This window comes from Bdellovibrionales bacterium, from assembly GCA_018266295.1.
Taxonomy (GTDB): Bacteria; Bdellovibrionota; Bdellovibrionia; order Bdellovibrionales; family Bdellovibrionaceae; genus JACMRP01.
Map to the genome: position 1 here is coordinate 1 of JAFEAQ010000014.1, position 20,721 is coordinate 20,721.

A 20,721-nucleotide genomic window follows, 5' to 3' on the forward strand; every position below is an offset into this window, starting at 1 on the left:
CCACGATGGTCGGACAGCCCCGTTCTCACGGACGGATGGCCCACGCGAAGTAAGCGACTGGGCGAACACGTAAGTCTCATCGCACATCACGGAAAAACTGAAACTCTCACCAGGTTTTTTTAAAGAGCTGATGAATTCAAATAATCATGTCGGGAAAGAAATAGAAGAAAGAATAGAGAGAAGTAGAAATCTTAAATCTTCTTATAAATCATTTACTTAGCACTAAATCCATTGACCTCATATCAACAAATTATTATATTGCCCAAGAATGAAGAAATCCTCCTCCCCACTTTTTGATTATCATGACTCTGGTACTACAAAACGTAAGTACGGAAGAACCACTCATGGAGGGATGGAATCAAAAGGAAGAAGAAAAGAATATCGGCCGCTTTCAGAAAAGAAATGGATTCGCCTCACATTAAAATCTTCTAAAGCAAAAGGCCCTTGGAGCTTCCTCACTCCCAAGAATCAACAAATCATCCGCGAGATCCTTAAATCCAAATCAAAAAAATGGGGTGTACAGATTGCTGAAGTCGTCAACGTCGGGAATCACCTTCACATCAAGCTTAAATTCAAATACCGCGAAGGCTTTCAAAACTTCCTAAGATCCGTAACAGCACTCATCGCAAGAAAAATCACCAACGCTCGCCGTGGGTATAAGATTACAGGTCAGCAAATCTCAGCTCAAACAACCTTGAAGCTATCAAAAGATACCCAAACGACAGATAGAAAACCTTCTGAAAACAAGTTCTGGCAAGGCCTCGCCTTCACCCGCGTGATCAAGACCCGCATCGAAGAACTCCAGCTCCGTGGCTACTTCAAAGCCAACCGCCTTCAAGCCGCCAAAGGCCAGAGAGCGCGTGAGGAGTACTTACAGAAATTCAATGAGTGGATCACCTGTATGCGGCAAGGAACTGCGTAAGTGCGAGGCCGCGCGCGCGGGAGGCTGTGGTGTAAGACATGGCCTTCTTGTGGAAAAATTATCTATCGCTACTTTGGGGCGATCCAAATGTCGATGATTTCGCCTTGCTTGATTTTGCCTTTGCTATCTCTGAACCAGAATTTTGAACGTTCGCGCTCTTCCGCGTTTTTGCCTAAGAGGCGCACCACGTCCTTTTTGTATTTCAGAGAAATCTTTGTCACTTTTTTCGAAAGCGGCATCATCTCTTCAGGCTGACTAATGCCATCGCCATTTTTATCTTGCCACAAGACAAGCTTATGGAAGTCTTTGTCTTTCGCATCAATCACACCGTCTTTGTTAGTATCCAGCGCACGCAAAGCTTCAAAGCCATTCGGAGTGGCCTCTCCGTCTTCACCAAAAAGTTCGTTCTTTTGATCGATCAGCCCATTGCCATCACGATCCAATGCCACAAACCAACCCGGATGCTCCGCCTTCGGCCACATCGTCTCTCCCCCAGGGTTTAGAGGGAACTTGCTGGAGTTATCAAAGTTCGGTCGCTTGTCATCTTCAAACACCATGAGCGGTGACCAGAAACCGCCACAGAAACCCGTTTGACCAGGGTAAGAAACGTTAATTTCGATATTCGAAGTATCTGTTGAAACCGAAATACCGCCGATAGAAGCCGATACAGATCCAGACTTACCCATGAACTCACCACAACCATATGTTGGAGTGAATGAAGACCAGCCATAATGGCCCCACACAGGTCCTGTGTTACAGTCCTTCACGTCTTGATCAAAGCCACCGTTTGCCAGAGACACCGTGGTATTTGCCGGCATTGTGATTTTACCGCTGGAGTCAACGGCGACTCCGGTTTTAAACGGCGTCTTAAGAATCACAGTGTTGCCGTAGATCGCCGCGGACTTCACAACAGACGGTGCAAATTTTGAAGCATCCATCGGCTGCACTGCAGAGCCCGTCATACCCGCCGCTGTTACAAGACTGGCTGGATACTCAACCCAAAAGTTGTAAGTCGTTCCACCGATGGCTAAGTCGAAAGTCGCCTTCAAAACCGAATTCGGAGCAAGGGGATTTGGCACTCCACGCAGATTCGTTGGAAAACAGGAGTTATGAATTTTAATCGTGACCGTTTCATTCTCAGCACGGGTGACGAGCCCCGAAGCCGGAGCACTCACTGCGGATTCCCCGAGCGAGGAGGTATTTACGGACATTGGATAGTTCTGTACCTGAGCGAAGCTAACGCTTCCACCGAGGAGTGCTGACATTAGAGTCAGTAACTGAATGTTTCTCATACGAACCCCCAAAACGTTCTACAAGGCCTCTGCCTTATTCACCTTAAAGTAAATCATCCGCTTTAAGACTGAATCCCGGCGCAACGTAAAGCGATCAATTTTATCCGCCAACAATTGCGGATTCGAAAAAGAACCATTGTCATAAACAGCACGGTAAAGACTCGAAGGCGTAGTCTTAAACCCCTGAGTCTGCGTGTCTTTCACTAGGTAGTATTTCACAATCTTCACTGCACGCAAACGAATGATCGACTGACCACCGCCCACCGAAGGAACCGTTCTTAAGAACGTATCTGCCGAATCGATGGCTGCACCGGTTTCTGGATGCGTGGTCAAAATATTAGTCGCAAAACTTCCCGTCAGTGGATTCAGTGATTGCCCCGAAACAGTGCCTACAAAAATCGGACTGCGCGGTGGAATCTGCAAATCGACTTTTCCGCCCGTGACAACACGCACTTTCGCCGGAGTGTCCAGCATCAGAGTTTTATTCGCTTTCCAAAATCCAGGACGCTGAGCCGCCACCCACGCATTTCGATTGATCGACACAAACGACAAAGAAGCTGCCTGATTGAAATCCGCCGAAGAGGCCCCCACATTGTAAGCCATCACCGGATCATAGATCAGCAATCCCCCTGCGGATTTATCCTGAGTTAAAATATAAAACTCAGTCTTCCCGTCAAGGGTCAGATTGATTTCGCGGTCGACACGTTGTTTTAAATAACTCTGCGGCACATCCGGATAGAAATCAAAAAATGAAAGACCATTGTCATCCTTCACATTCATGTTGTTATACGAAGGATCAAGGCCATTAAAGTCATTAAATAAAATCCGTTCAGCCAAAGTCTCATCGATATTGGCTTCGAGGTTCTTGCGCATGCGGATCTGATCTTTGATTAATGAGATCTGAGTGCTCGCAACAAGACCTACCGCGACGCTTGCGATACCAAGCGCCACCATAAGTTCTGCAATGGAGAAACCTCTATTATTTATCCTCATTTTGCACTCACCACGAAAACGTAATCACGATATTTTTCACCCTTTACGGCCCATGATTTATGGGTCATACGCAAAGTCACCTGGTAAAGACCGCGGAACTGTTCCAGCGGCTGAATAATATATCCGTAAGTACCGGCACAATCGGGGCATTCGGCTCTCGTACTGAGAACACCAATATCCCAAGCCATCGGGAGATTATCCAAAGTCAGAGCAGTCTCTTTGCCCGTCTTGTAATTGAAATTGACCTGATAGTTTTCGATACTGGCTTTGATATTTTCGGCGATATCATCCACTTGGCGCTCCGAAGAAGACAGCACCAAGCTGTCCCGCGAGCTTCCTTTAAGCGAGATAAAACCACCGATAAACGCAAACATCACGATCGACAGCAATCCCAATGAAAGAAGGACTTCGATAAAGGTGTAACCGCTTTGATTATTCAACTTAAAAGTTTTCATACTAGCGGGCTCCTTCGCGAGATTGTTCAACAACGAAGAACCGAATCAAACGGCGTTTACAAGTCGTATTCGAGGCCCCAGAAACCAGACCACAATCAGGATCCACCGCCGTCCACTGGAAAGGATCTGCCTTCGCACGAAGACTGATCACGTTACACGCCATTCGGTCTGCAACCTCTTGAATTGAAGGCAACGGATGCCAAATCGGAGATTTCTGCGCCGTACAGCTTGTGCCAGAAACAGACTTCAAAACTCCGGCAGCACGCAACTCCTGCGTGACCTGCGGATGATAAATACTACTCCAAGTAATACCGGCTTTATAAGCTGACGGATCGATTTGCAGCTTACCGACAATAAATGTACCGATAATACGCAGCGGATTCTGGCGGGCTTCGATACGTAAAGAATCACAGGTATAGAAACCAGTAATCAGATTGGCACTGGCTGCAATCACGCACTCTTTGGCGATCGAGTAAACCTTAAAGACACCGTCCGCGCCAGAGTCTAACAAAAGCGTCTTATCGAAGGCCGGATCATGGCCCGCCACTGAAGAGCTGTCGCCCGCAAAGTTCCATGAACTGCGAGTTGCCCCGGAGAAGTCAACGTCCCAACCGGCACCACCGAAGGACTGAGAAGCCGTCGCACTGCGCGCATCTTCACAGAGCTGATCCAGAGAATCATAATCGTCCGCATCGTCGGCCACAGCCGCCAACGCGCCACTCGTACTGGTTAAAGCCATCGAATCTGGCACCACGAGAGATGTTTTATCCGCGCTAAAATTGAAATTCAAATAGCGCAATAAGTTTGGATTCGCAGGATTCTTGATGGAATTCGTACGATAATAAGTACTGTCATAAGCCTGAATGCCAATCGAAGGCTTGATCAGATTTCCTTTAGCATCCAGCAAATTCTGCACGTTGGAAGCGGTGATTTCCATATCCACATTCGAAACAGTCCCCCACTTCGCATTGATGGGAGTCATTTTAATTACAAATTTAGGCGGATTATCAAAAACAGACAAAGCATCCTGAGCCTGTTGTACGGCCTTCGTTGCATTTGTAATCACCGTTTGCTGATTTGGCACATCAGTGTTTTGCAATTGATCGATCGTCGACTGCAAAGATTGAATCTGCGATTTCAAACTCGCAATCACATCCGGATCTTGATAATAACCCTTTGGCACCGGTGTTGGCGTCGGGGTTGGGCTCACAATAATAACAGGAGTCGACGTCGGTGTCGGAGTTGGCGAGCTGCTTGTTGAGGTATCATCCGGCGTCGCACTCGCATCCGGAGTCGGCGTTGGCGAAGGACTTGGTGTCGGCGTAATATTGAGATCCGGCGTCGGTGTTGGCGACGGAGTCGGTGTCGGCGCTGGTTTTACAGGTTTCGCCTCTTCAGTCGCGAGATCTTTCTTTGCTTTCGCCAAGGCGTTTTTCGCACTTGTGAGTGAACTATCCAATGTATCAGCCTTATCTTTAGCGAGCTTCAATGCCGACTGGGCAGAAGACAGAGCCGACTGTAGCTGAGCTTTATACTCTGGCGAACCCACTTCAGGAACAATCGTCAACGTCGATGTTGCCGTCATCGGCGCTGTCACAATACGATCTCCGAGAATAAATGTCAGAGTCATCACCATAGCTCCATCGGTTGAGCCTTTGCGGCTGACCGTTCCGCTGCCAAAATTCGTGGTCGTTGGTTGCGGAACGTCCCCTTGGTAGGAAAATTTATTCCCCTTATCCAAAAAGAGACGATAGGTTGGATTATTCTTATTATTGCTTCTTAAATTCGTCGCCAGTTGGGATTTATATAGATAGCTTGCCGAAGACAAGTTTTGGCTGCGCTCAATACATTTAGACATGAGCCCCGCATCCGGTGTCGATCCCGCAACGACTTTACCAAAAACTTGAAGACCTTTATCAAGTCCTCCGTCATTTTCAATACCACGCAAGAAGCCACCAAAAGTCGAAAGATCAGACCAGTAACGGTCTGAAAGCCCGCCTGAAGAGCGTGGCACGAACTGTCCACCGTCTGAATTTTTAACCCAGCCGTTCCCCAGGTAAACACGGTCGGCAAATGTCACAGCCGCGTAGTTTCCGGAAGCACTGCTTGATGTTGAGCGCGTGTCCGGCGGTAAGTAAATATCCTGATTCACAAACACAGGGCTTAAGAACACAAGACCTTGCCCACCACCGGCTTCGGACTTACTTCCGAACATATGTAAAGCAACATCGCCCGTTGCCATTCCTGCATTATAAGTCTTATCTAGATGCAAATCCTTCGGTACTAATAAGGCAAAAGAACCGACTTCACGTGGATAAATAACGATCTGTGAAGTCACCGTCAGTGGCGTGCTGCCGACAGTGATCACATCCGACGAACTTTTGGATGTCTTAAGAGCCAGCGTTGCTTTCAGATAAACTTCGCGGCCCGCACGTGGTAAATAACCGCTCTCGTCGCGAGTCAGCGTCACGCTGATCCCATCAACCTTGACGACTTTACCAGTCGTTTCATCTGTCACAGTTTTCAAATTCTGCAAGACAGAAAAAAGCGGATGGGATGTGGTTGCATTATCGATGCGAATATAGCGAGAGATGCTCTTCAGCGGAATATTTGTTTTATCCACCGGGCCGACGTTGGTTCCCATCGCGATCAGATTCAAAATAAAATTCACCTGATCATTCGACATAATCAAACGCTCAACACTGCCAGTATTGACGAGATTACATTGGTTGCTCGGAGCATTGAGAAGGAGGTCATCATCCGTGAAGCAGTACTTCTGGCGCATGCCATAGAGCACGTAGTCCATCGTACTATTCAATGCAAAACGCAAGTTCACAGCGTTGATGGTTTTACCGATTTGCTTTTTCTGGGCAATCACGTAGTCAGACAAGAAATAGAAGCCAATGCTGATCACCGCGGTCACGGTTAAGACCTGCATGAGCATACTGCCCTTGTTATTTAGGAAGAGTGGTTTCCGCATACATCTATCCTCGATACGTTCAGTATTGTGTTGCCTCTACTGAACTCATCGACAGGACTGAGCTTTCTTTAAAGGATTCTTTGCAAATTATGATGGACTCTCACGAATGCGGACAAGTTTGAGTCAACATGAACCGTGTCCAACAAACGCGTATCTATTTATTCGTAGATAAATTCTTAATAAAGCACACTAAAATGGAGAAAATAAAGATTTTCTCCTCTGAAAATGTCCGCAGGCGTCCATGTGTGTACAGGAGAATTCATGATCGCATTGGGATATTTGGTAAAAACTTTTTTGATTATCCGACACCCAATTTGCGAAGCAAATCGTCGATTTCGTTTTGATCCATCTTCTTATTTTTCGACTGCGAGTCCACCGACGCGCGCACATCCGCTCCGAACTGATTTGAAACCCAACGAAGTCGTTCAAGAAAAGTGCTGGTGAAAGAACTCTTCATATCTTCCACTGAATCTTCACCTAAATTGTTAATCCACTCGCTCAATGTTTCAGTGGCGTCCAGCAAAAGGGCGACACAGATATCAAAAAACTGTCCATTGCCCTTGATCTGTGAAGCTTTGTAACCAACCGCTTTGCAGAGTTGTGCGTAGTCCGCCACCATGTGCAGAGGGTGATCTTGTGGAACCAAGAGAGCTAGACTTTTGGCGCCCCCCATAATCCGATCCACCTTCTGGCCGTACTCTTCCAGCTGTGAAACTTGGGAAAAGTCACCTTCGATGCCTTCAAGCAAATCGACGAGGTCCTGAATGATCCCTTTAGACTCGATCACAAAATCTTTTACTATATCCTTATCTATATTCGACATAGAATAAGCGTAACAAATTGAAGGGTTCGTTAGCAATGGATTATGTCTCTATTCGTGTAAGTACTTTGCGCGGAGATCAAAAAATTGATTTCAACGCTTACATTAAAATTAACGACAAAATGATCCTCTATCTTCGTCGTGGAGATTCCTTCGAGGGCGATCGCCTCAAGCGCTTGAAAGACAAAAAACTTAAAAAAATGTTCATTCTGAACGACGAAGAAACCAAGTATCGCGACTATCTTCAAAAAAATATCGAGATGGCTTACGACGAAAAATCTGGCAAGGACATCAATTCCCGAGCTGAAATCGTTCAAGGCCAGCAACAAAGCAACACAGAAGAAGTGTTCGAAGATCCGGGCAATATCGAATCCTATAACAACACCAAAGATGCGGCCGGGAAGTATGTTCAATTCCTACTAAGTAACAGTAAAGCTATCGGCGCCGTAATGAATATCGCAAATGATGAGTGCAACATCGCTCACCATGGCGTAACCGTCTCGACGCTGTCTGTGGCGCTGGCGCAGAAACTCGGAGTGACAGATCCAAAGAAAACGCAACTCCTTGCTCTCGGTGCGCTTCTACATGACTTCGGCCATCACGACTCAGGAGTCGCCCTGAATCGTCCACTCACCGACTTCACCAAAGAAGAAATGGCCGTTTACACGAATCACGCAGGCCTCGGCGCTCAGAAAGTTCAGGATAAAAAACACTTCGATCAAACAGTTATAAACATCATTGCTCAGCACGAAGAATGTATTGACGGCAGCGGTTTTCCAGCTGGCTCGCGTGACAATCAAGTCGACCCTTTGTCCGTGATTGTTTCCAGTGCCAATGCCCTTGATCGCATGATCACATTTGAGAAAATTCCGCGGACAGAGGCTGTGAAAAAATTAATGATTGATCAAGTCGGACGTCACCCCCTGAACCACATTCAGTTCCTAGGTGAGATCCTCAAAAACATGTAGGCCCCCTCTACAGCTGTCTAATAACTAATAGGCAACGTCTCAAAACAAGATACGGCAAAACACCCTATTGCCGTATCTTTTGACTCCGGCATGCCCTCCCACAGGGGCTCGTTTTTGCATATAAATGCTCTACGGGGCGTGGTGATGGGCAGCAAACGAAGGATTCTACAACTCAAGCACATGGCGGGTTTAACGGCCCTGGTATTGCTGTTTCAAAATTGCACAGCAAATCACCTCGTCATCGATGAAGATCTCAAAACCGCCCTTCTTGCCAGCAACAAGATCCTCACCACCTCAAGTCCTGATGAAGATAGCAAAATCGCCACTTTCACCTTCGTCTGCCCGCAAGCCGGAAACGACAAACCTAAAGACCTTCTTCATAGCGGCGAACTCAAAGCCGTGGTTGAGAAGTACGACTTTGAGAGCAACACCTCGACAGTCCTATGCGAAGTCCATAACGTCAGAAAACAGATTCTCGATAGCCGGAGTGTCGACCTTTCAAGCTGCGAAGAAATTCCGGGTCCGCAAAATGCTCACATGGATTTGTATATCGTAGAAGAATCCGTTACGAAGAACTTCAGCCAGCACAAAATCAACATCGACACAACGCCACTCGCACTGGGTGGTTATTCCCTGAACTATCTTGCGATGAGCCCCGAGGCAAAGAATTCAGCCTGTGACGAGGCCGGCGCACCACTGATGATTCAGCTTGGAAATAACACAACGGCCCTCACTCTGACAGCACCGAGCGACGGGGTTGATCTGGATCTCTTGGGTGGCAAGTCCTACCCAAGCCCGCATGATAAAGTCCACGCATCTTGGCCAACACCAAACTCGGCAAACGACGTTTACATGCTCGTAAAACCAAACCGTGACCATCTTGTTCTGGGAGCTGATGAAATGTTTGCCGATACCACACTCGGCCCGGACACAAAGTACGTTAAACAAGGCTTCGCAGCTCTTGCAAAGTATGATGACAACAAGGACCAAATGATCACCGCGGAAGACGTTGTTTTCAGTGAACTTCGTCTATGGAAAGACTCTAACCATGACGGCCGAGTTCAAGAAAGCGAACTCAGCACATTGTCAGATTTAAAAATTTTAGCCTTGGATTTACGCTATGAAACTCAGTACCGCGAAACGGATGCTTATGGCAACCAAAGCCGTTACAAATCCGTTGTGGTCATGGAAGACCAAAGTTACGGAATGATCTTCGATCTCTGGCTGCGCTTTATTCATAAAACACCGGCGCCAGAAATCGTCAAGCTCGCTCCGGTCCCGGTTAGTGAGGATGCTGGCGCGGCGGACTCCAGTGACGATCACGAACTTCCATCTCTTGATCAGAGCCCTGCAGACACGAACTCACAAATAAGCGAACCCCACGAGGAGACGCCTCAGACAGAGTCAGCTCTGTCTGTTGCCGAGCCGGCAGAGTGATATTCAACATAGTGTATTTGAACGGTGAATAGTAACCAGCGCCCTTATCAACCATCACTTCCACTTTGCAATTCGCAAAACTTTCCCCACTCATATTGTTAATACGAATCGAAGACGAAGTCTCATCGAAGCTTTTGCGAATCTGGGCGCTGAGAACAGAGCTCTGGTGGATCGGCAAGCGGTCCCGGAAGTCTTCACTGCGGTTTAAGTAGTAATCTTCTTTCAAAGCCGCCGGATGATATGCCTCGCGCAGATAACTGCCGCTGGCGACAGCCTCACGCAAATCAGCCCCCACAAAGCCGCCGAGTTTGTTAAACCACTGTTTCTGAGTCTTATCGACTCCCGGAGAAAGCATGTTGGAACCCAAGGCCTCGCTGCGACCGACAAAGCTGGATTTAAAGCCACTCCCCGTCACATATCCGTAAAGGATCATGCCATAGAAGTGATACCACGTACCGTACTTGTCTTCTGAATAGTTATAGCCACTCGTGATAGGGCGAAGGCGTTTGGTGACAGGCATATTCTCGCGGCCACCATAGCGCCAGTTGGCTGAAAGCAAATTCTCGATGGTTAAAAGAGCCAAGTACACGTCTCCGCGATGGATGCGGAGACTTGCGCGGAACATTTCTGGGAAGGTAATACTGTTATAATCCTGCGCGACGATCCATTGCCACAGATCCGTCTCGTGACCTGTGGTCATAAAGCGCGAGGAAAACCCCATGCTCAAAACCACAAAGAGTTTTGAGAAAACCATGACCGGGCTTTTAATATTTTGTTCTGTCTCAGGCGCCCAGCGGTGGAAGATTCCTACCATGGCTTTATTGCCGCGCGGAGCTTCCTCACGCAGAACTTGCTTCATCATTTCCGTAAACTCTTCAAGTTTGATCGGCTTATCCCGGCCTTGAATCGACGGCCCGGGCCCCTTCGTCATAGGTTCTGATTTTTTACCGGCAAGAGGTTCCACCATCTCCCAGGGCTCCGGTTGCCACGGATCGGTGATGCTCCCAAAGTCGTCGTCTTGGAAGAGAGCTTTTAACGCATTCATCGGCACCTTCGCCGCGCGCGCAATCAAAGCTGCATCACCTTCAGGATCAATCACACGGTAAGATTTCTGCGTATAGAGGTCTTTATCATAGGCATTCGCCGCAGGCATTCGCGAGGACAAACCCGATGCCAAAGAAGCATAGACCTGTTCTTGCAAAATTGAGCTACGAGCATCCATCAGCAAATCGCGAATCGTGTTACGAATGGTTTTATCTAAATTCAAGAACGGAATGAGGCGGGCTTTTGCATAGGCCGACTCTTTTGCCGAGAACACCTGGTAACTTTGCGCCCAAGTGAGGTTGTCGCCCATCTTATAAAAGGCCGTGTAACTGCCACCACGGGCAAAAACACTCTCGATTTGAGTAAATTCCTGAGCAGCAATCAGATCCGGATAATGCAAAACTTGAAAAGCTTTTTCCCATTCCATCGGCACATGGGATTTGTCGACCGAACCATAGCGAAGCGAGATCGCTAGACTTGCCATACTGGTCTTGATTTCACCAGTACACTCGCTTCCAACGCAAGATTTCACTTTCAAGTTCTTAGAGTAACGAGAGACCTCGAGCGGCGAAGACATCCGTTGACGGATCTCACTCACACTCAAAGGCAGATAAAAGGACGAACGCACAACGATGATATTACGAATACCGTCCGTACTCTTAGCAACACCATAGATATCCATATAGCGCGGGATTTTTGCCGCATCCGCCACCGGCACAAACTGCGTGGCTGTTTGAATGCGATCGACCCGACCGTCTTTGACGTCGCTAAACAGAAGCTGCTGTTCTTCAACGATGCTGACCGGAGACGCGGCCATTGCCGCCCCCCAAGAACTCATCACCATGAAGATCGAAAAAACGTGCCTTTTGAGCATAGGTCCTCCACTGCGCCGAAGCTTTGGTTACAAGGCCCGTGCCAGGACGCGGAGCTTCTAATATCTTTTTTACAAGTGCCGAAACGTTCCCAAACCGCAAACGCGCGCCCAATGTCAATAAAATCGACATTAGCGCCTCTCGGTGAGCCCCCTGAAAAAGTAAGGTCCTTTTTACTTCCGAAAGATACCCTCATGAAAATCCTTAGGCTATAAGGCGACCTCTTACAAACATCCCTGTGGAAGGACGATTTATATGCGCCTAAATTTGAAATCCGTCGGTATGGCATTCGCGACAGCTCTTGTCGCCTTGGTTCCTGCACTCAGCAGTGCCCAAAGCAAAGCCAACCTCAAAGTCGGTCAACGTTATTACATCACTGCAACGACATTGAATGTCCGCAGCAGCAACTCAACGACAGCACAAAACGTCGTGGGTCAGCTGACTCAGAACGACCTGGTGGAACTCTATGATCTTTTGAACGAAGCCACTCCGCTTGTGCAAGTAAAGATCATCCAATCCGTGAGCATCAAAGCCACGGCAGCTCCGGACCTCTTCATTTCAAAGGACTACTTGAGCGAAAAGCCAGTGATCACAAACACCACTCCGGCTTCTAAGTATTTCGTGGTACAAAACATCGCGACAGAAAAGACCCGCGTTTATGAGCGCTGCACTCTGACTCCCGATTGCGCCCATAAATTGATCTTTGAAACAGACACGGTTGTTGGCCGCCCAGAAGAAGGCGAAGCCGGCGATCCAAAAGCTTTCATCACTTGGCTCGGCCACTCCCGCATTTCAGACTGGGTGAAGTTCTACTCAGACGGTGCCGGCACTTACCCGCCTTGGTACACGGCCGGTCAGGACATCAAGTCCATCCCAGGTCCTATCAGCAACAACATCAATAAAACATTGGGCGCTAAAAAGTGGACGATCAAGTACAAAGGTCGCTCAACAATGTACGGCGCTTTCGGCTGGTTCGCAGCTCGCTTGGCTCCTGCAGATGCAACAGGTGTGAATCACCAATGGATGCACGGAACGATCGGCTGGGGTGTTGATGAAGACAAAGCCATTGAAATCACTCGCGGCTTTTTCGTGAACTTGTTCTCAAATCCTGGTTCGCATGGTTGCACTCGCTTGGAAAACCGCTCAATTGCGTTCTTGCGCCAAATCTTGCCAGTGGGAACAGACGTTTACCGCGTTTATGCACGTGAATCCGTTCGTGAGAATACTCCGGTTCTTTCTCGTTATGTGAATGAACAAACGCCAGGCCGTTGGGATTACATCCTGTTGACGGATGGCGCGCAAAAAGTGAACGGCTTGACTGCGGATGCGGCAACAATCCGTGGCTCTGGCATTGCGATCATGAAAGACGTGAACTTCCTCGAAGAAGGAACGTTCAATTATGACCGTTATCCAAACGCCGTGGCTCCGGACTATTCTAAAAGCGCTTCTAGCGGCAAATCCGGCGATCGTTACCAAATCGACTCTGGCAAAGCTAAAGATGCCGCCAACACACACTTCCGTGGTTACTTCCTCGTCGATGAAGGCCGTTTCGTGGATTACCAACATCCGGATGAAGTGGCTGTCGCAGGCAAAGTAAAAGTCAGCGGTCTTCCGGACTTCAGAAACTCTGTCCCTGATTCTTTACGCACCACCGGCACGCACTACCCTCCGGCGATCAACTATAAAGGTCGCGACGGCGGAAACTAAATCTCAGCGTCAATCACGATTTCGATAAGCCCACAGTTTCAAAAGAACTGTGGGCTTTTTTGTTCATATGACGACCTATGTTTTTTTAATTTTTTGTTTTAATTCGTCAACTTTGCGATTCACAGTATCAGAGACTTGCTGCGGAGAGAACTTCCTATCCATCTCACGCATGAATTCAGAAACATTGCGTGTAGCTTCGTCTTTTTCCATGCCGAATTTCTGCTGAATAATACCGGCCAAAGCTTGGGCATTGCCTTTCGATTTGCGAATTTCGTCGTCTGTAAGTTCGCCCCATTTCTTTTTGATCTCACCGGATATCTCTTTAAATTTGCCTTCAAATATATCTCTGTTCATAAATCCCCCTTTTGTAACGGCCCATGGTAATGCCGAAATAGCACTGGGTTTTGACGTAAATTTCGCAGATCCGTAATCAAAAACTGATTCTCAACATCTATCATTTTTTTCAAGTCGATAAACCTAACCTCATATGAAAGGGAGTAATATGGAACCATCAACAAATGATCTTAAGAACGCAGCAGCTTCAGCAGGCAACTATGCCGGCGAAAAAGCACGCCAAGTAGCACACAATGTTTCAGACAAAGTTTCTGATAAAATTGATAAGTCACAGGCACGTATCGAAGACATCTACAACGCGGCAAGAGATCGCGCTGAAGACTACTACGACAACTCTGTTGATTTCGTGAAAAAGTATCCTGTGTCAACAGTCGCTGGCGCGGTTGCGATCGGCTTCGTTGCCGGTATGCTTCTTCGTCGTACAACAAGACACTAGTTTTATCACCCCTAAGCCCCGTTGAAAAACGGGGCTTTTCTCTTTTGAGGAGTTGCCATGCAATGGCTTAGCCTTTTATTTTCGTTTTTTCTCGGAAAATTTAACGTCGCTCGCGCCCCAAGCCTGAAGGATAGCGTGTCCTTTGTATTCGAAGAAGCGGCTTACCGTAGCCGCAAACCCGCCGTTCTGATTTTAGGTGGGCTCGGTTGTATTCTGCTCTTGTGTGGCGGCTTTTTTATGGGCCTTATTGACCTGACAACTCAAATGGATCGCGAAGGTTCCGTTCGCGCCACTGCCAGCGCCATCAGCGGTTTTGTCTTGGTAGCAATTGCCCTTGGGGTTTTCTTCTGGATCTTCACCCGCGCTTGGCCCGGTGCCCGCAATGTGAAGGCAAAAAAGGAGGAGAAGGAAATTCCCGCCAGTGGCCTTGAACAAGCCCTCACTCTCCTTGTGATGGACTTCATCAAAGAGCGAGAGCTGAAACGTGAAGAACGCCGCCATCCCCATATTCCACCGGTTTCAGAGACGAACGAACGCACTCCGCCGCCCCTCCACTAAATAAAAAAGTGCTTTACGTATCCTTCTTAGGAGGGTCATAATCTCTTCATGGTAAATTGGAACGTTAGTCCGACAATCGTGAATCTTGGCCCTCTTCAATTGCGCTGGTACGGTCTCATGTTTTTGGTGGGTTTTCTTATTGGCTACCAAAGCATGCGCAAAATCTGCACCTGGGAAAATAAACCCCTCGAAAAGTTAGACTCCCTTTTAACTCATATTTTCTTGGGCACCCTTATCGGCGCTCGCCTTGGGCACTGCCTATTTTATGAGCCGGGATACTACTTGAGCCATCCTTTGGACATTATCAAAATCTGGGAGGGCGGCCTTGCAAGCCATGGCGGTGGCATCGGGGTGTTGATTGGAATCTGGCTCTTTTCTCGCAAGAATAGAGAATTCCCGGTTATGTGGATCTTTGACCGTGTCGCAATCTTTACGGTTTTAACGGGAGCGTTCATCCGTATCGGAAACTTGATGAACTCAGAAATCATCGGACGCCCGACAGATGTTCCGTGGGCCTTCGTTTTTGAAAGAGTCGACAAACTCCCTCGTCACCCAACCCAGATTTACGAAAGCCTGTGCTACTTTGCGATCGCGCTTTTTGGCTGGCTGACGTATCGTAAGTACAAGGCGAAACTCCCTTCAGGGCGCGTGTTTGGCCTCACCCTTGCTTTGATCTTCTTAGCCCGCTTTACCATCGAATTTTTCAAAGAAAACCAAGAGGCCTTCGAATCTTCGATGACGATCAACATGGGTCAGTTACTGAGTGTTCCTTTCATTCTCGCGGGAATTTATTTTTATGTTCGTTCATTCCGCGAAGTTCCTGCAGAAAATACGAAGTCTGTAAAGAAACGATCAAAGTAATTCCACTCTTCTTCCAAAGTTCACAGACCTAGGTTGATTTTTTCCCGAAGATTTTTTTTCTTTCATTTTCTTCGGGAATTTTCCATAGAAATGTTGCTACAATAATTGCATCACTTAGAAAGTTAAGAATGCAAAACAACATAGCGACTAATACATCGGCGACTTCCGCTTCTAAAATTCTTCAGTCCTGCCTTTCCCGCTCCTGGGGCGGACTTGAGATGGTTGCCTATGAGAATGCACTTTCTTTGCGCGACAATAATACCGAATGCTTCACGCTTTGTTTCTCAGGAAGTCCCCTCGAAAAACATTTGCAAATGCAAGGACTCCCTACTCTGAGCCTTTCTCAGCGCAGCATTTTTGATTTTTTAAAAGTCCGCCACTTCATTCAAGAACATGGAATTAAAACCATTCTCGTTCAACATTTGAAGGATCTTCGTCTGCTTTCAATGGCGACGATGAACCACAATGACGTGAAAATGGTCGCGATCTCTCACACTTTTGTGAACGTAGATAAAAAAGATTTTATCCACCGCTGGACCTATAAGAAACTCTCCAAGCTGATTTGCCTCACCAGTCTTCACAAGCAAAATCTTTTAGAGCATCTGCCGCTGGACGAGCAGCAACTAGAAATCATCCCCAACTTTGTGGACACAGAACGCTTTAATCCCAAGAACCGTTCAGAGACTGTTCGAAAAAGCCTTGGCGCAAAGCCCGGCATTCCTCTGATTGGTATTGCCTCTCGTCTGGATCCACAAAAGGGTCAAGACACGGCTCTGGAAGCGATGGCTATTCTGAAACGCCAGAAGGTTCCTCTGCAACTTGTGATTGTCGGCGAAAACACGCTGAACGAAATGAATTACCTTGAAGTGCTGAAAAAGAAAACAGCGGAACTCGGCCTTGAAGACTGCGTCTCTTTCACCGGTTACCGTGCTGATATGGAAAACATCATGGCATCACTCGATGCCCTTGTAATGCCTTCGCACTGTGAAACTTTCGGCCGGGTTTTGATTGAAGCGATGGCTTCTAAAACTCCGATCATCGCGACTCGCGCAGGCGGTGTTCCCGACATCATCGACTCAGACCGCCTCGGCCTGCTCGTAAGTCCACAAAATCCAGAGGAGCTGGCGGTAGCAATGAAGAAGATTGCCAGCAATCCTGAGCTTCGTAATGGCCTTTCAGAAAGCGGTTACTTTAAGGTGCGCTCAACCTACGCTAAAGAGGTTGTCGAGAGCCGCCTGATGAATCTTTTAGAAGTTTAAAGCTTACTGCGGGTAAGCGACGACTTCGATATAGAACTTACCCTTTGCCGTCGTAAACGGCACACGCATCGACGCAGACCCCTCAGGACATTTCATCAACTGACCTGCACCATGAACAACCTTAGGAATGGTCATCGCCACACCAAACTGCGCCAAGTCGGGCTTCGCATTTCCGTAGATGATATTATTAATCTCGCCGACAGCATCTTGGTTTTCGGCATTAATATCTGTCTGCTCTTCCATCAACATGTTAGTGACAAGTTCAAGATAGCTGGGCTTATCAAAAGAAATACTCAGCTGTCCTTTGAAGTTCTGGCTGACGATATCGAGGATCGATGAAATCACCCCGGACATAGGCTCCTGGCAGCTTTTCATCTCAGGTTTTCCCATGGTGATTTGACTTACTTGAAACTGACCAAGCACCTTGAGCGTCGATGAGATAATCGCATTAATCACGCGCACGTCGACAGAGTAGCGGGAACTTTCGGGAGTTTCTTCTTCGGTGCCTCCAGAGAGGTCTTGAGTGAGAGCTAAGATCATTTCTTGCGGATCAAAGGGTTTGGCAAAAACCCTTCCGGTCTTTAAAGATTCCGGCAATTGCTCAATGGCCTGAGCACTCACAACGTAAAGATGTCCGTCTTTGGTGTTTTTCACAGAGCGAAAATTATTGGCAAAACCGCTTTCGACCATGCGAGGAACACTGGTATCGAGGATGATCGCATCGAATTTCTGATTAACAGCTTTTAAAGATGCCTGTGCACCGTCTTTGGCTGAGACCAAAGTCAATGCAATATCTTTCTTTCGGAGCTGTTCAGCCAGCTCCGCTTCGCCCAATGTTTTATGTATAGTTCCGTCATCAACAATAAGAACATAACGGCGATACTTTAAAGCTGTATTCATAACATCGATCTCACCCGCAATAAGCTGTTCGGTTGAGAACCGAGCATTATTCATACAAATTATTTTGACCGCGATTTAACCACCGCTGGTGTCTCAAGATTAGATACCAAATCGATTCTAGTGTTGCGGAGGATTTTCTTCTTGATAAGGAGAAGGATGTTTATCTTCTCCCTCTTCAAAGAAGATTCCACGGAAGGCCCGCAGGAAATCCTCGATCCGAGTCGAGGTTGTGTTGCTTGAATCTCGTGCACCTTGGGTATTAATAAGCCCCGAATTGAACGCCCGGTACATCTCGACAAACTCGCGGGCCACTGGCGCAGAAAGTCCGGTCTGCATCAAAATCTTTTCGCAATCGCGATCGCTGAGTTGCTGGTAACTGATTCTTTGCTCAAGAATGCGCGAGAGCAACACACACACTTCTGCCATGCTCACATCGCGAGGGCCCAAGATGCTACGCACGTTTTTACCGACAAAATTTCGGCCTAAAAGATGCTCCGTCGCAACCCGGGCAATATCCAAGGTCGCCACCATTGGGATTGGCAGATCCGCCTGCAAGGAAGCCATAATCATTTTATTCTGACGAATTGTCTGTACGAAGCTCAGCAAATTCTCCATAAAAAACGCCGGGCGCAGATGCATGATATTGCAAGACTCGAGCTGATTCAGGCGTTGCTCATGATCATGCAGATACTGAATCACTCCGGTCCCCATGGAGTGTTCTGCGCCGAAGCTTGAAAGGTTCACCACGTAGTGCAGCCCGGAATCACGGAGAGCTTTGTAGATGGACTCACTGAGTTTGCGATAGTGATTTCCCAGAGAATCCGTGCGGTAATCTGGTGGAATCATCACAAAGGCGGCATTGCAATCTTTGAAGCATTTGGTGAGAAAGCCCGTGTCACCGATTTCTCCGAGGTAAAGGTCTGCTCCGAGACGCTTAAAGCTTTCAAGGTTCTGGGCATTTCGTCCCACCACCCGCACCCGTTCACCTCGCTTCAGCAAAGCGTCCGCAATCTTACTTCCCACATTCCCTGAGGCACCCAGCAGAGCCAACATAAAACCTCCTAGCTTCTAGGTCTGAGCATATAGCGGAAGATTTCGAGAATCTCGTCACGAGACAGTGACGAGCAATAGACGGAATCAACACGACTTATGTCTTGAGCAAGTATTATGTTGCGAAATGAGATTTACACTCCGCCCTATTTTTAAGCTATAATAGAGGTATGAAGTACATCTACATTCTTGAAAATGAAGAGAAATTTCGAGATGAGATGATCGAAGCAATCAGGAAAATCGATCCTCAGTTGCTGATCCGTTACTTCGCATCCCTCGAAGAATTTTCAAAGTGGATCAAATTGGTCATGATGGAAGGAGCGGACGCTCTTCCCAAAGGCGGCACTGCGCCGGCTGGACAGTTAGAGCCCACGGGTGGCACCCACCAATTACCTCTCATCATTTCAAAAGACGAATTCCTTGGTGCCCGACACATGTCCCTGCTTCGAAAGACCAGGGACTTATTTATTAAAAAAGGCCTCTGCACCCAAGAAGACCCCACCTCCCTCGTTCTGACAAGCTTCGACAATCCTGATTTTGATATAAAGCTCGCCGAAGACCGCATCATCAACAACGTCATCTTTAAGCCGTTTGACAAACTCATTCTGCAACAGCATTTGGCATTTGCCATCGGCGGCCGTCATCCGGTGTCTTCATACTCCGTACACAATATGAAAACCACCGCGGCGATTGAGATGCTCAAAGAGGTTGAAATCGAAGCGCTCTCAGACATCGGCTTTATCAGTATCAGCAATCGTCCCCTGAAGGTCGGCGCCCTGGCGAAGTACTACAGTCCCGCATTCTTGTCGATTCAGCACCGAAGTATGATGGCTCTTTGTGTGAAGTGCGAACCGCATCCCGAGCGCAAAGACTTTTATCGTTGTGGTTTTACTTTCCTCGCGGCGGACACTTTTCAGATCACCAATATTCGCAAACAAGTGCGAGCAAAAGACGTAAAACCTTTTGCTTACGAGTGGATTGCTAAGTCGCAAAATGCCATGCCCGTTGAAATTGCCGTGATCACCTCCGAAGATCACCTCGGCCAGCACTTTAAAGACAGCGTCGATAAAAGCTTCGGAAATGTTCAAGTTCACCATTTTGCAACCCTGCAGGATTTCCTTTATACAGTGGATCCAGAGCTCGCTAAGAAAGACAAGCGTGACATTGACTTCAGTAAACGCCCTCATATTAAAAACACTCTGCACGCCATTGTCGCCGATCACACCCTTTTCGAAGGGAGCTTCAAAGAACGCTGGCAGACTGTGCTTGATACCGTGAAAGCAAAACTCAAAAAACCGGACACTCCATCGGGCCTGACCGAAGTTTTTGTTATTTCAAAACATCCTTATTCGGATCCTGAAGAACGCGCACTTGGTGAAGTGGTCCGTGATATTTTCTTTCAGCCGGTGGATCCGATCTACATGGCCAAGAAGCTTCTCGCCTTTATTCCCACCTTGCACCCGACCGAAGAAATGAAGATCGTGACCGTGGATCTGCACCACAAAGCCAAAGCCGCAAGTCCGATTGAAATCAGCGAATTCTCAGAGGCCGGCTTGGTGTTTAAGTATTATCGCCCCATCAGCACTGGGGCTTTCCGTGAGTTTGTTTTGTGGCTCCCCCATGAACTGGATACACCTGAGTTCCTAGCGACCTGCAATTACTGTGAAGAAAGCAAGGCCACCAAAGGCGAATACTTCAATCATTTCGTCTTTTTCGGTACGAATGATCACTACTTGAAGCATATCCGTCGCTGGATTCTTCAGAATCACGTTCACAGTAAAGAGAGCGAAAGCGCCTAAATGCCCGCCCCTTG

18 protein-coding genes are annotated in these 20,721 nt (G+C 47.6%); 8 read left to right on the forward strand and 10 right to left on the reverse strand.

Going from position 1 to position 20,721, the window contains the following annotated elements; all coding sequences use genetic code 11:
* Window positions 1–352: 352 nt before the first annotated feature.
* Entirely contained in the window at window positions 353–922 is a 570-nt protein-coding gene (locus JSU04_15045) for a hypothetical protein (GenBank protein MBS1971626.1), read from the forward strand.
* 68 nt (window positions 923–990) lie between these two features.
* On the opposite strand, the gene JSU04_15050 is transcribed toward JSU04_15045, so the two are convergent.
* From JSU04_15050 to JSU04_15070, 5 genes are all read right to left on the reverse strand, one after another.
* Complete coding sequence (locus JSU04_15050) at window positions 991–2,214, reverse strand: EF-hand domain-containing protein (GenBank protein MBS1971627.1); 1,224 nt, start codon at window positions 2,212–2,214, stop codon at window positions 991–993.
* Window positions 2,215–2,232: 18 nt separating this feature from the next.
* Window positions 2,233–3,207, reverse strand: coding sequence for a prepilin-type N-terminal cleavage/methylation domain-containing protein (locus JSU04_15055; GenBank protein ID MBS1971628.1), 975 nt, complete (start codon window positions 3,205–3,207; stop codon window positions 2,233–2,235).
* Window positions 3,204–3,662, reverse strand: a complete 459-nt coding sequence (locus JSU04_15060; GenBank protein ID MBS1971629.1) for a prepilin-type N-terminal cleavage/methylation domain-containing protein — start codon at window positions 3,660–3,662, stop codon at window positions 3,204–3,206. The genes JSU04_15055 and JSU04_15060 overlap by 4 nt, the downstream gene beginning before the upstream one ends.
* Window position 3,663: 1 nt before the next feature.
* Complete coding sequence (locus tag JSU04_15065; protein ID MBS1971630.1) at window positions 3,664–6,642, reverse strand: hypothetical protein; 2,979 nt, start codon at window positions 6,640–6,642, stop codon at window positions 3,664–3,666.
* 298 nt (window positions 6,643–6,940) lie between these two features.
* The gene (locus tag JSU04_15070) at window positions 6,941–7,465 is read right to left on the reverse strand and encodes a hypothetical protein (protein ID MBS1971631.1); all 525 of its coding nucleotides are present in this window, start codon (window positions 7,463–7,465) and stop codon (window positions 6,941–6,943) included.
* Window positions 7,466–7,500: 35 nt separating this feature from the next.
* Between JSU04_15070 and JSU04_15075 the strand changes: the two genes are divergently transcribed.
* Window positions 7,501–8,430, forward strand: coding sequence for an HD domain-containing protein (locus JSU04_15075; protein MBS1971632.1), 930 nt, complete (start codon window positions 7,501–7,503; stop codon window positions 8,428–8,430).
* Between the two features lie 1,282 nt (window positions 8,431–9,712).
* On the opposite strand, the gene JSU04_15080 is transcribed toward JSU04_15075, so the two are convergent.
* Both JSU04_15080 and JSU04_15085 read right to left on the reverse strand, forming a co-directional pair.
* Window positions 9,713–11,728: a hypothetical protein gene (locus JSU04_15080; GenBank protein ID MBS1971633.1), complete on the reverse strand. Its 2,016-nt coding sequence runs from the start codon at window positions 11,726–11,728 to the stop codon at window positions 9,713–9,715.
* The gene (locus tag JSU04_15085; protein ID MBS1971634.1) at window positions 11,700–11,915 is read right to left on the reverse strand and encodes a hypothetical protein; all 216 of its coding nucleotides are present in this window, start codon (window positions 11,913–11,915) and stop codon (window positions 11,700–11,702) included. Before JSU04_15085 ends, JSU04_15080 begins: the two co-directional genes overlap by 29 nt.
* Window positions 11,916–12,038: 123 nt before the next feature.
* On the opposite strand from JSU04_15085, the gene JSU04_15090 reads away from it, so the two are divergent.
* Window positions 12,039–13,490, forward strand: a complete 1,452-nt coding sequence (locus JSU04_15090) for a hypothetical protein (protein MBS1971635.1) — start codon at window positions 12,039–12,041, stop codon at window positions 13,488–13,490.
* 75 nt (window positions 13,491–13,565) lie between these two features.
* Here the strand turns inward: JSU04_15090 and JSU04_15095 are convergent, their stop codons facing one another.
* Complete coding sequence (locus JSU04_15095; protein ID MBS1971636.1) at window positions 13,566–13,844, reverse strand: CsbD family protein; 279 nt, start codon at window positions 13,842–13,844, stop codon at window positions 13,566–13,568.
* A 148-nt stretch (window positions 13,845–13,992) separates the two neighbouring features.
* On the opposite strand from JSU04_15095, the gene JSU04_15100 reads away from it, so the two are divergent.
* From JSU04_15100 to JSU04_15115, 4 genes are all read left to right on the forward strand, one after another.
* Complete coding sequence (locus JSU04_15100; GenBank protein ID MBS1971637.1) at window positions 13,993–14,280, forward strand: DUF883 family protein; 288 nt, start codon at window positions 13,993–13,995, stop codon at window positions 14,278–14,280.
* A gap of 57 nt (window positions 14,281–14,337) precedes the next feature.
* Window positions 14,338–14,838, forward strand: coding sequence for a hypothetical protein (locus tag JSU04_15105; protein ID MBS1971638.1), 501 nt, complete (start codon window positions 14,338–14,340; stop codon window positions 14,836–14,838).
* Window positions 14,839–14,886: 48 nt separating this feature from the next.
* The gene (gene lgt, locus JSU04_15110) at window positions 14,887–15,699 is read left to right on the forward strand and encodes a prolipoprotein diacylglyceryl transferase (GenBank protein MBS1971639.1); all 813 of its coding nucleotides are present in this window, start codon (window positions 14,887–14,889) and stop codon (window positions 15,697–15,699) included.
* Between the two features lie 128 nt (window positions 15,700–15,827).
* The gene (locus JSU04_15115) at window positions 15,828–16,958 is read left to right on the forward strand and encodes a glycosyltransferase family 4 protein (protein ID MBS1971640.1); all 1,131 of its coding nucleotides are present in this window, start codon (window positions 15,828–15,830) and stop codon (window positions 16,956–16,958) included.
* Window positions 16,959–16,961: 3 nt separating this feature from the next.
* Here JSU04_15115 and JSU04_15120 read toward each other — a convergent pair whose 3' ends face one another.
* Window positions 16,962–17,858, reverse strand: coding sequence for a chemotaxis protein CheX (locus JSU04_15120; protein MBS1971641.1), 897 nt, complete (start codon window positions 17,856–17,858; stop codon window positions 16,962–16,964).
* Between the two features lie 117 nt (window positions 17,859–17,975).
* Window positions 17,976–18,911 carry an NmrA family NAD(P)-binding protein gene (locus JSU04_15125; GenBank protein MBS1971642.1) on the reverse strand — a complete coding sequence of 312 codons (936 nt, stop codon included), beginning with the start codon at window positions 18,909–18,911 and terminating at the stop codon, window positions 17,976–17,978.
* 167 nt (window positions 18,912–19,078) lie between these two features.
* Here JSU04_15125 and JSU04_15130 point away from each other — a divergent pair, with 167 nt between their 5' ends.
* Window positions 19,079–20,707 (forward strand): hypothetical protein, encoded by a 1,629-nt coding sequence (locus JSU04_15130; GenBank protein ID MBS1971643.1) that lies wholly within the window; start codon window positions 19,079–19,081, stop codon window positions 20,705–20,707.
* Window positions 20,708–20,721: the final 14 nt, after the last annotated feature.

What these genes read in the sequence shown, in the direction of transcription:
- JSU04_15095 (MBS1971636.1), bottom strand. Translation starts at nt 13,844, where the DNA reads ATGAACAGAGATATATTTGAAGGCAAATTTAAAGAGATATCCGGTGAG.
- lgt (MBS1971639.1), top strand. Translation starts at nt 14,887, where the DNA reads ATGGTAAATTGGAACGTTAGTCCGACAATCGTGAATCTTGGCCCTCTT.
- JSU04_15085 (MBS1971634.1), bottom strand. Translation starts at nt 11,915, where the DNA reads ATGTCGATTTTATTGACATTGGGCGCGCGTTTGCGGTTTGGGAACGTT.
- JSU04_15075 (MBS1971632.1), top strand. Translation starts at nt 7,501, where the DNA reads ATGGATTATGTCTCTATTCGTGTAAGTACTTTGCGCGGAGATCAAAAA.
- JSU04_15130 (MBS1971643.1), top strand. Translation starts at nt 19,079, where the DNA reads ATGAAGTACATCTACATTCTTGAAAATGAAGAGAAATTTCGAGATGAG.
- JSU04_15045 (MBS1971626.1), top strand. Translation starts at nt 353, where the DNA reads ATGGAATCAAAAGGAAGAAGAAAAGAATATCGGCCGCTTTCAGAAAAG.
- JSU04_15100 (MBS1971637.1), top strand. Translation starts at nt 13,993, where the DNA reads ATGGAACCATCAACAAATGATCTTAAGAACGCAGCAGCTTCAGCAGGC.
- JSU04_15060 (MBS1971629.1), bottom strand. Translation starts at nt 3,662, where the DNA reads ATGAAAACTTTTAAGTTGAATAATCAAAGCGGTTACACCTTTATCGAA.
- JSU04_15125 (MBS1971642.1), bottom strand. Translation starts at nt 18,911, where the DNA reads ATGTTGGCTCTGCTGGGTGCCTCAGGGAATGTGGGAAGTAAGATTGCG.
- JSU04_15090 (MBS1971635.1), top strand. Translation starts at nt 12,039, where the DNA reads ATGCGCCTAAATTTGAAATCCGTCGGTATGGCATTCGCGACAGCTCTT.
- JSU04_15065 (MBS1971630.1), bottom strand. Translation starts at nt 6,642, where the DNA reads ATGCGGAAACCACTCTTCCTAAATAACAAGGGCAGTATGCTCATGCAG.
- JSU04_15050 (MBS1971627.1), bottom strand. Translation starts at nt 2,214, where the DNA reads ATGAGAAACATTCAGTTACTGACTCTAATGTCAGCACTCCTCGGTGGA.
- JSU04_15055 (MBS1971628.1), bottom strand. Translation starts at nt 3,207, where the DNA reads ATGAGGATAAATAATAGAGGTTTCTCCATTGCAGAACTTATGGTGGCG.
- JSU04_15120 (MBS1971641.1), bottom strand. Translation starts at nt 17,858, where the DNA reads ATGAATACAGCTTTAAAGTATCGCCGTTATGTTCTTATTGTTGATGAC.
- JSU04_15070 (MBS1971631.1), bottom strand. Translation starts at nt 7,465, where the DNA reads ATGTCGAATATAGATAAGGATATAGTAAAAGATTTTGTGATCGAGTCT.
- JSU04_15080 (MBS1971633.1), bottom strand. Translation starts at nt 11,728, where the DNA reads ATGGCCGCGTCTCCGGTCAGCATCGTTGAAGAACAGCAGCTTCTGTTT.
- JSU04_15105 (MBS1971638.1), top strand. Translation starts at nt 14,338, where the DNA reads ATGCAATGGCTTAGCCTTTTATTTTCGTTTTTTCTCGGAAAATTTAAC.
- JSU04_15115 (MBS1971640.1), top strand. Translation starts at nt 15,828, where the DNA reads ATGCAAAACAACATAGCGACTAATACATCGGCGACTTCCGCTTCTAAA.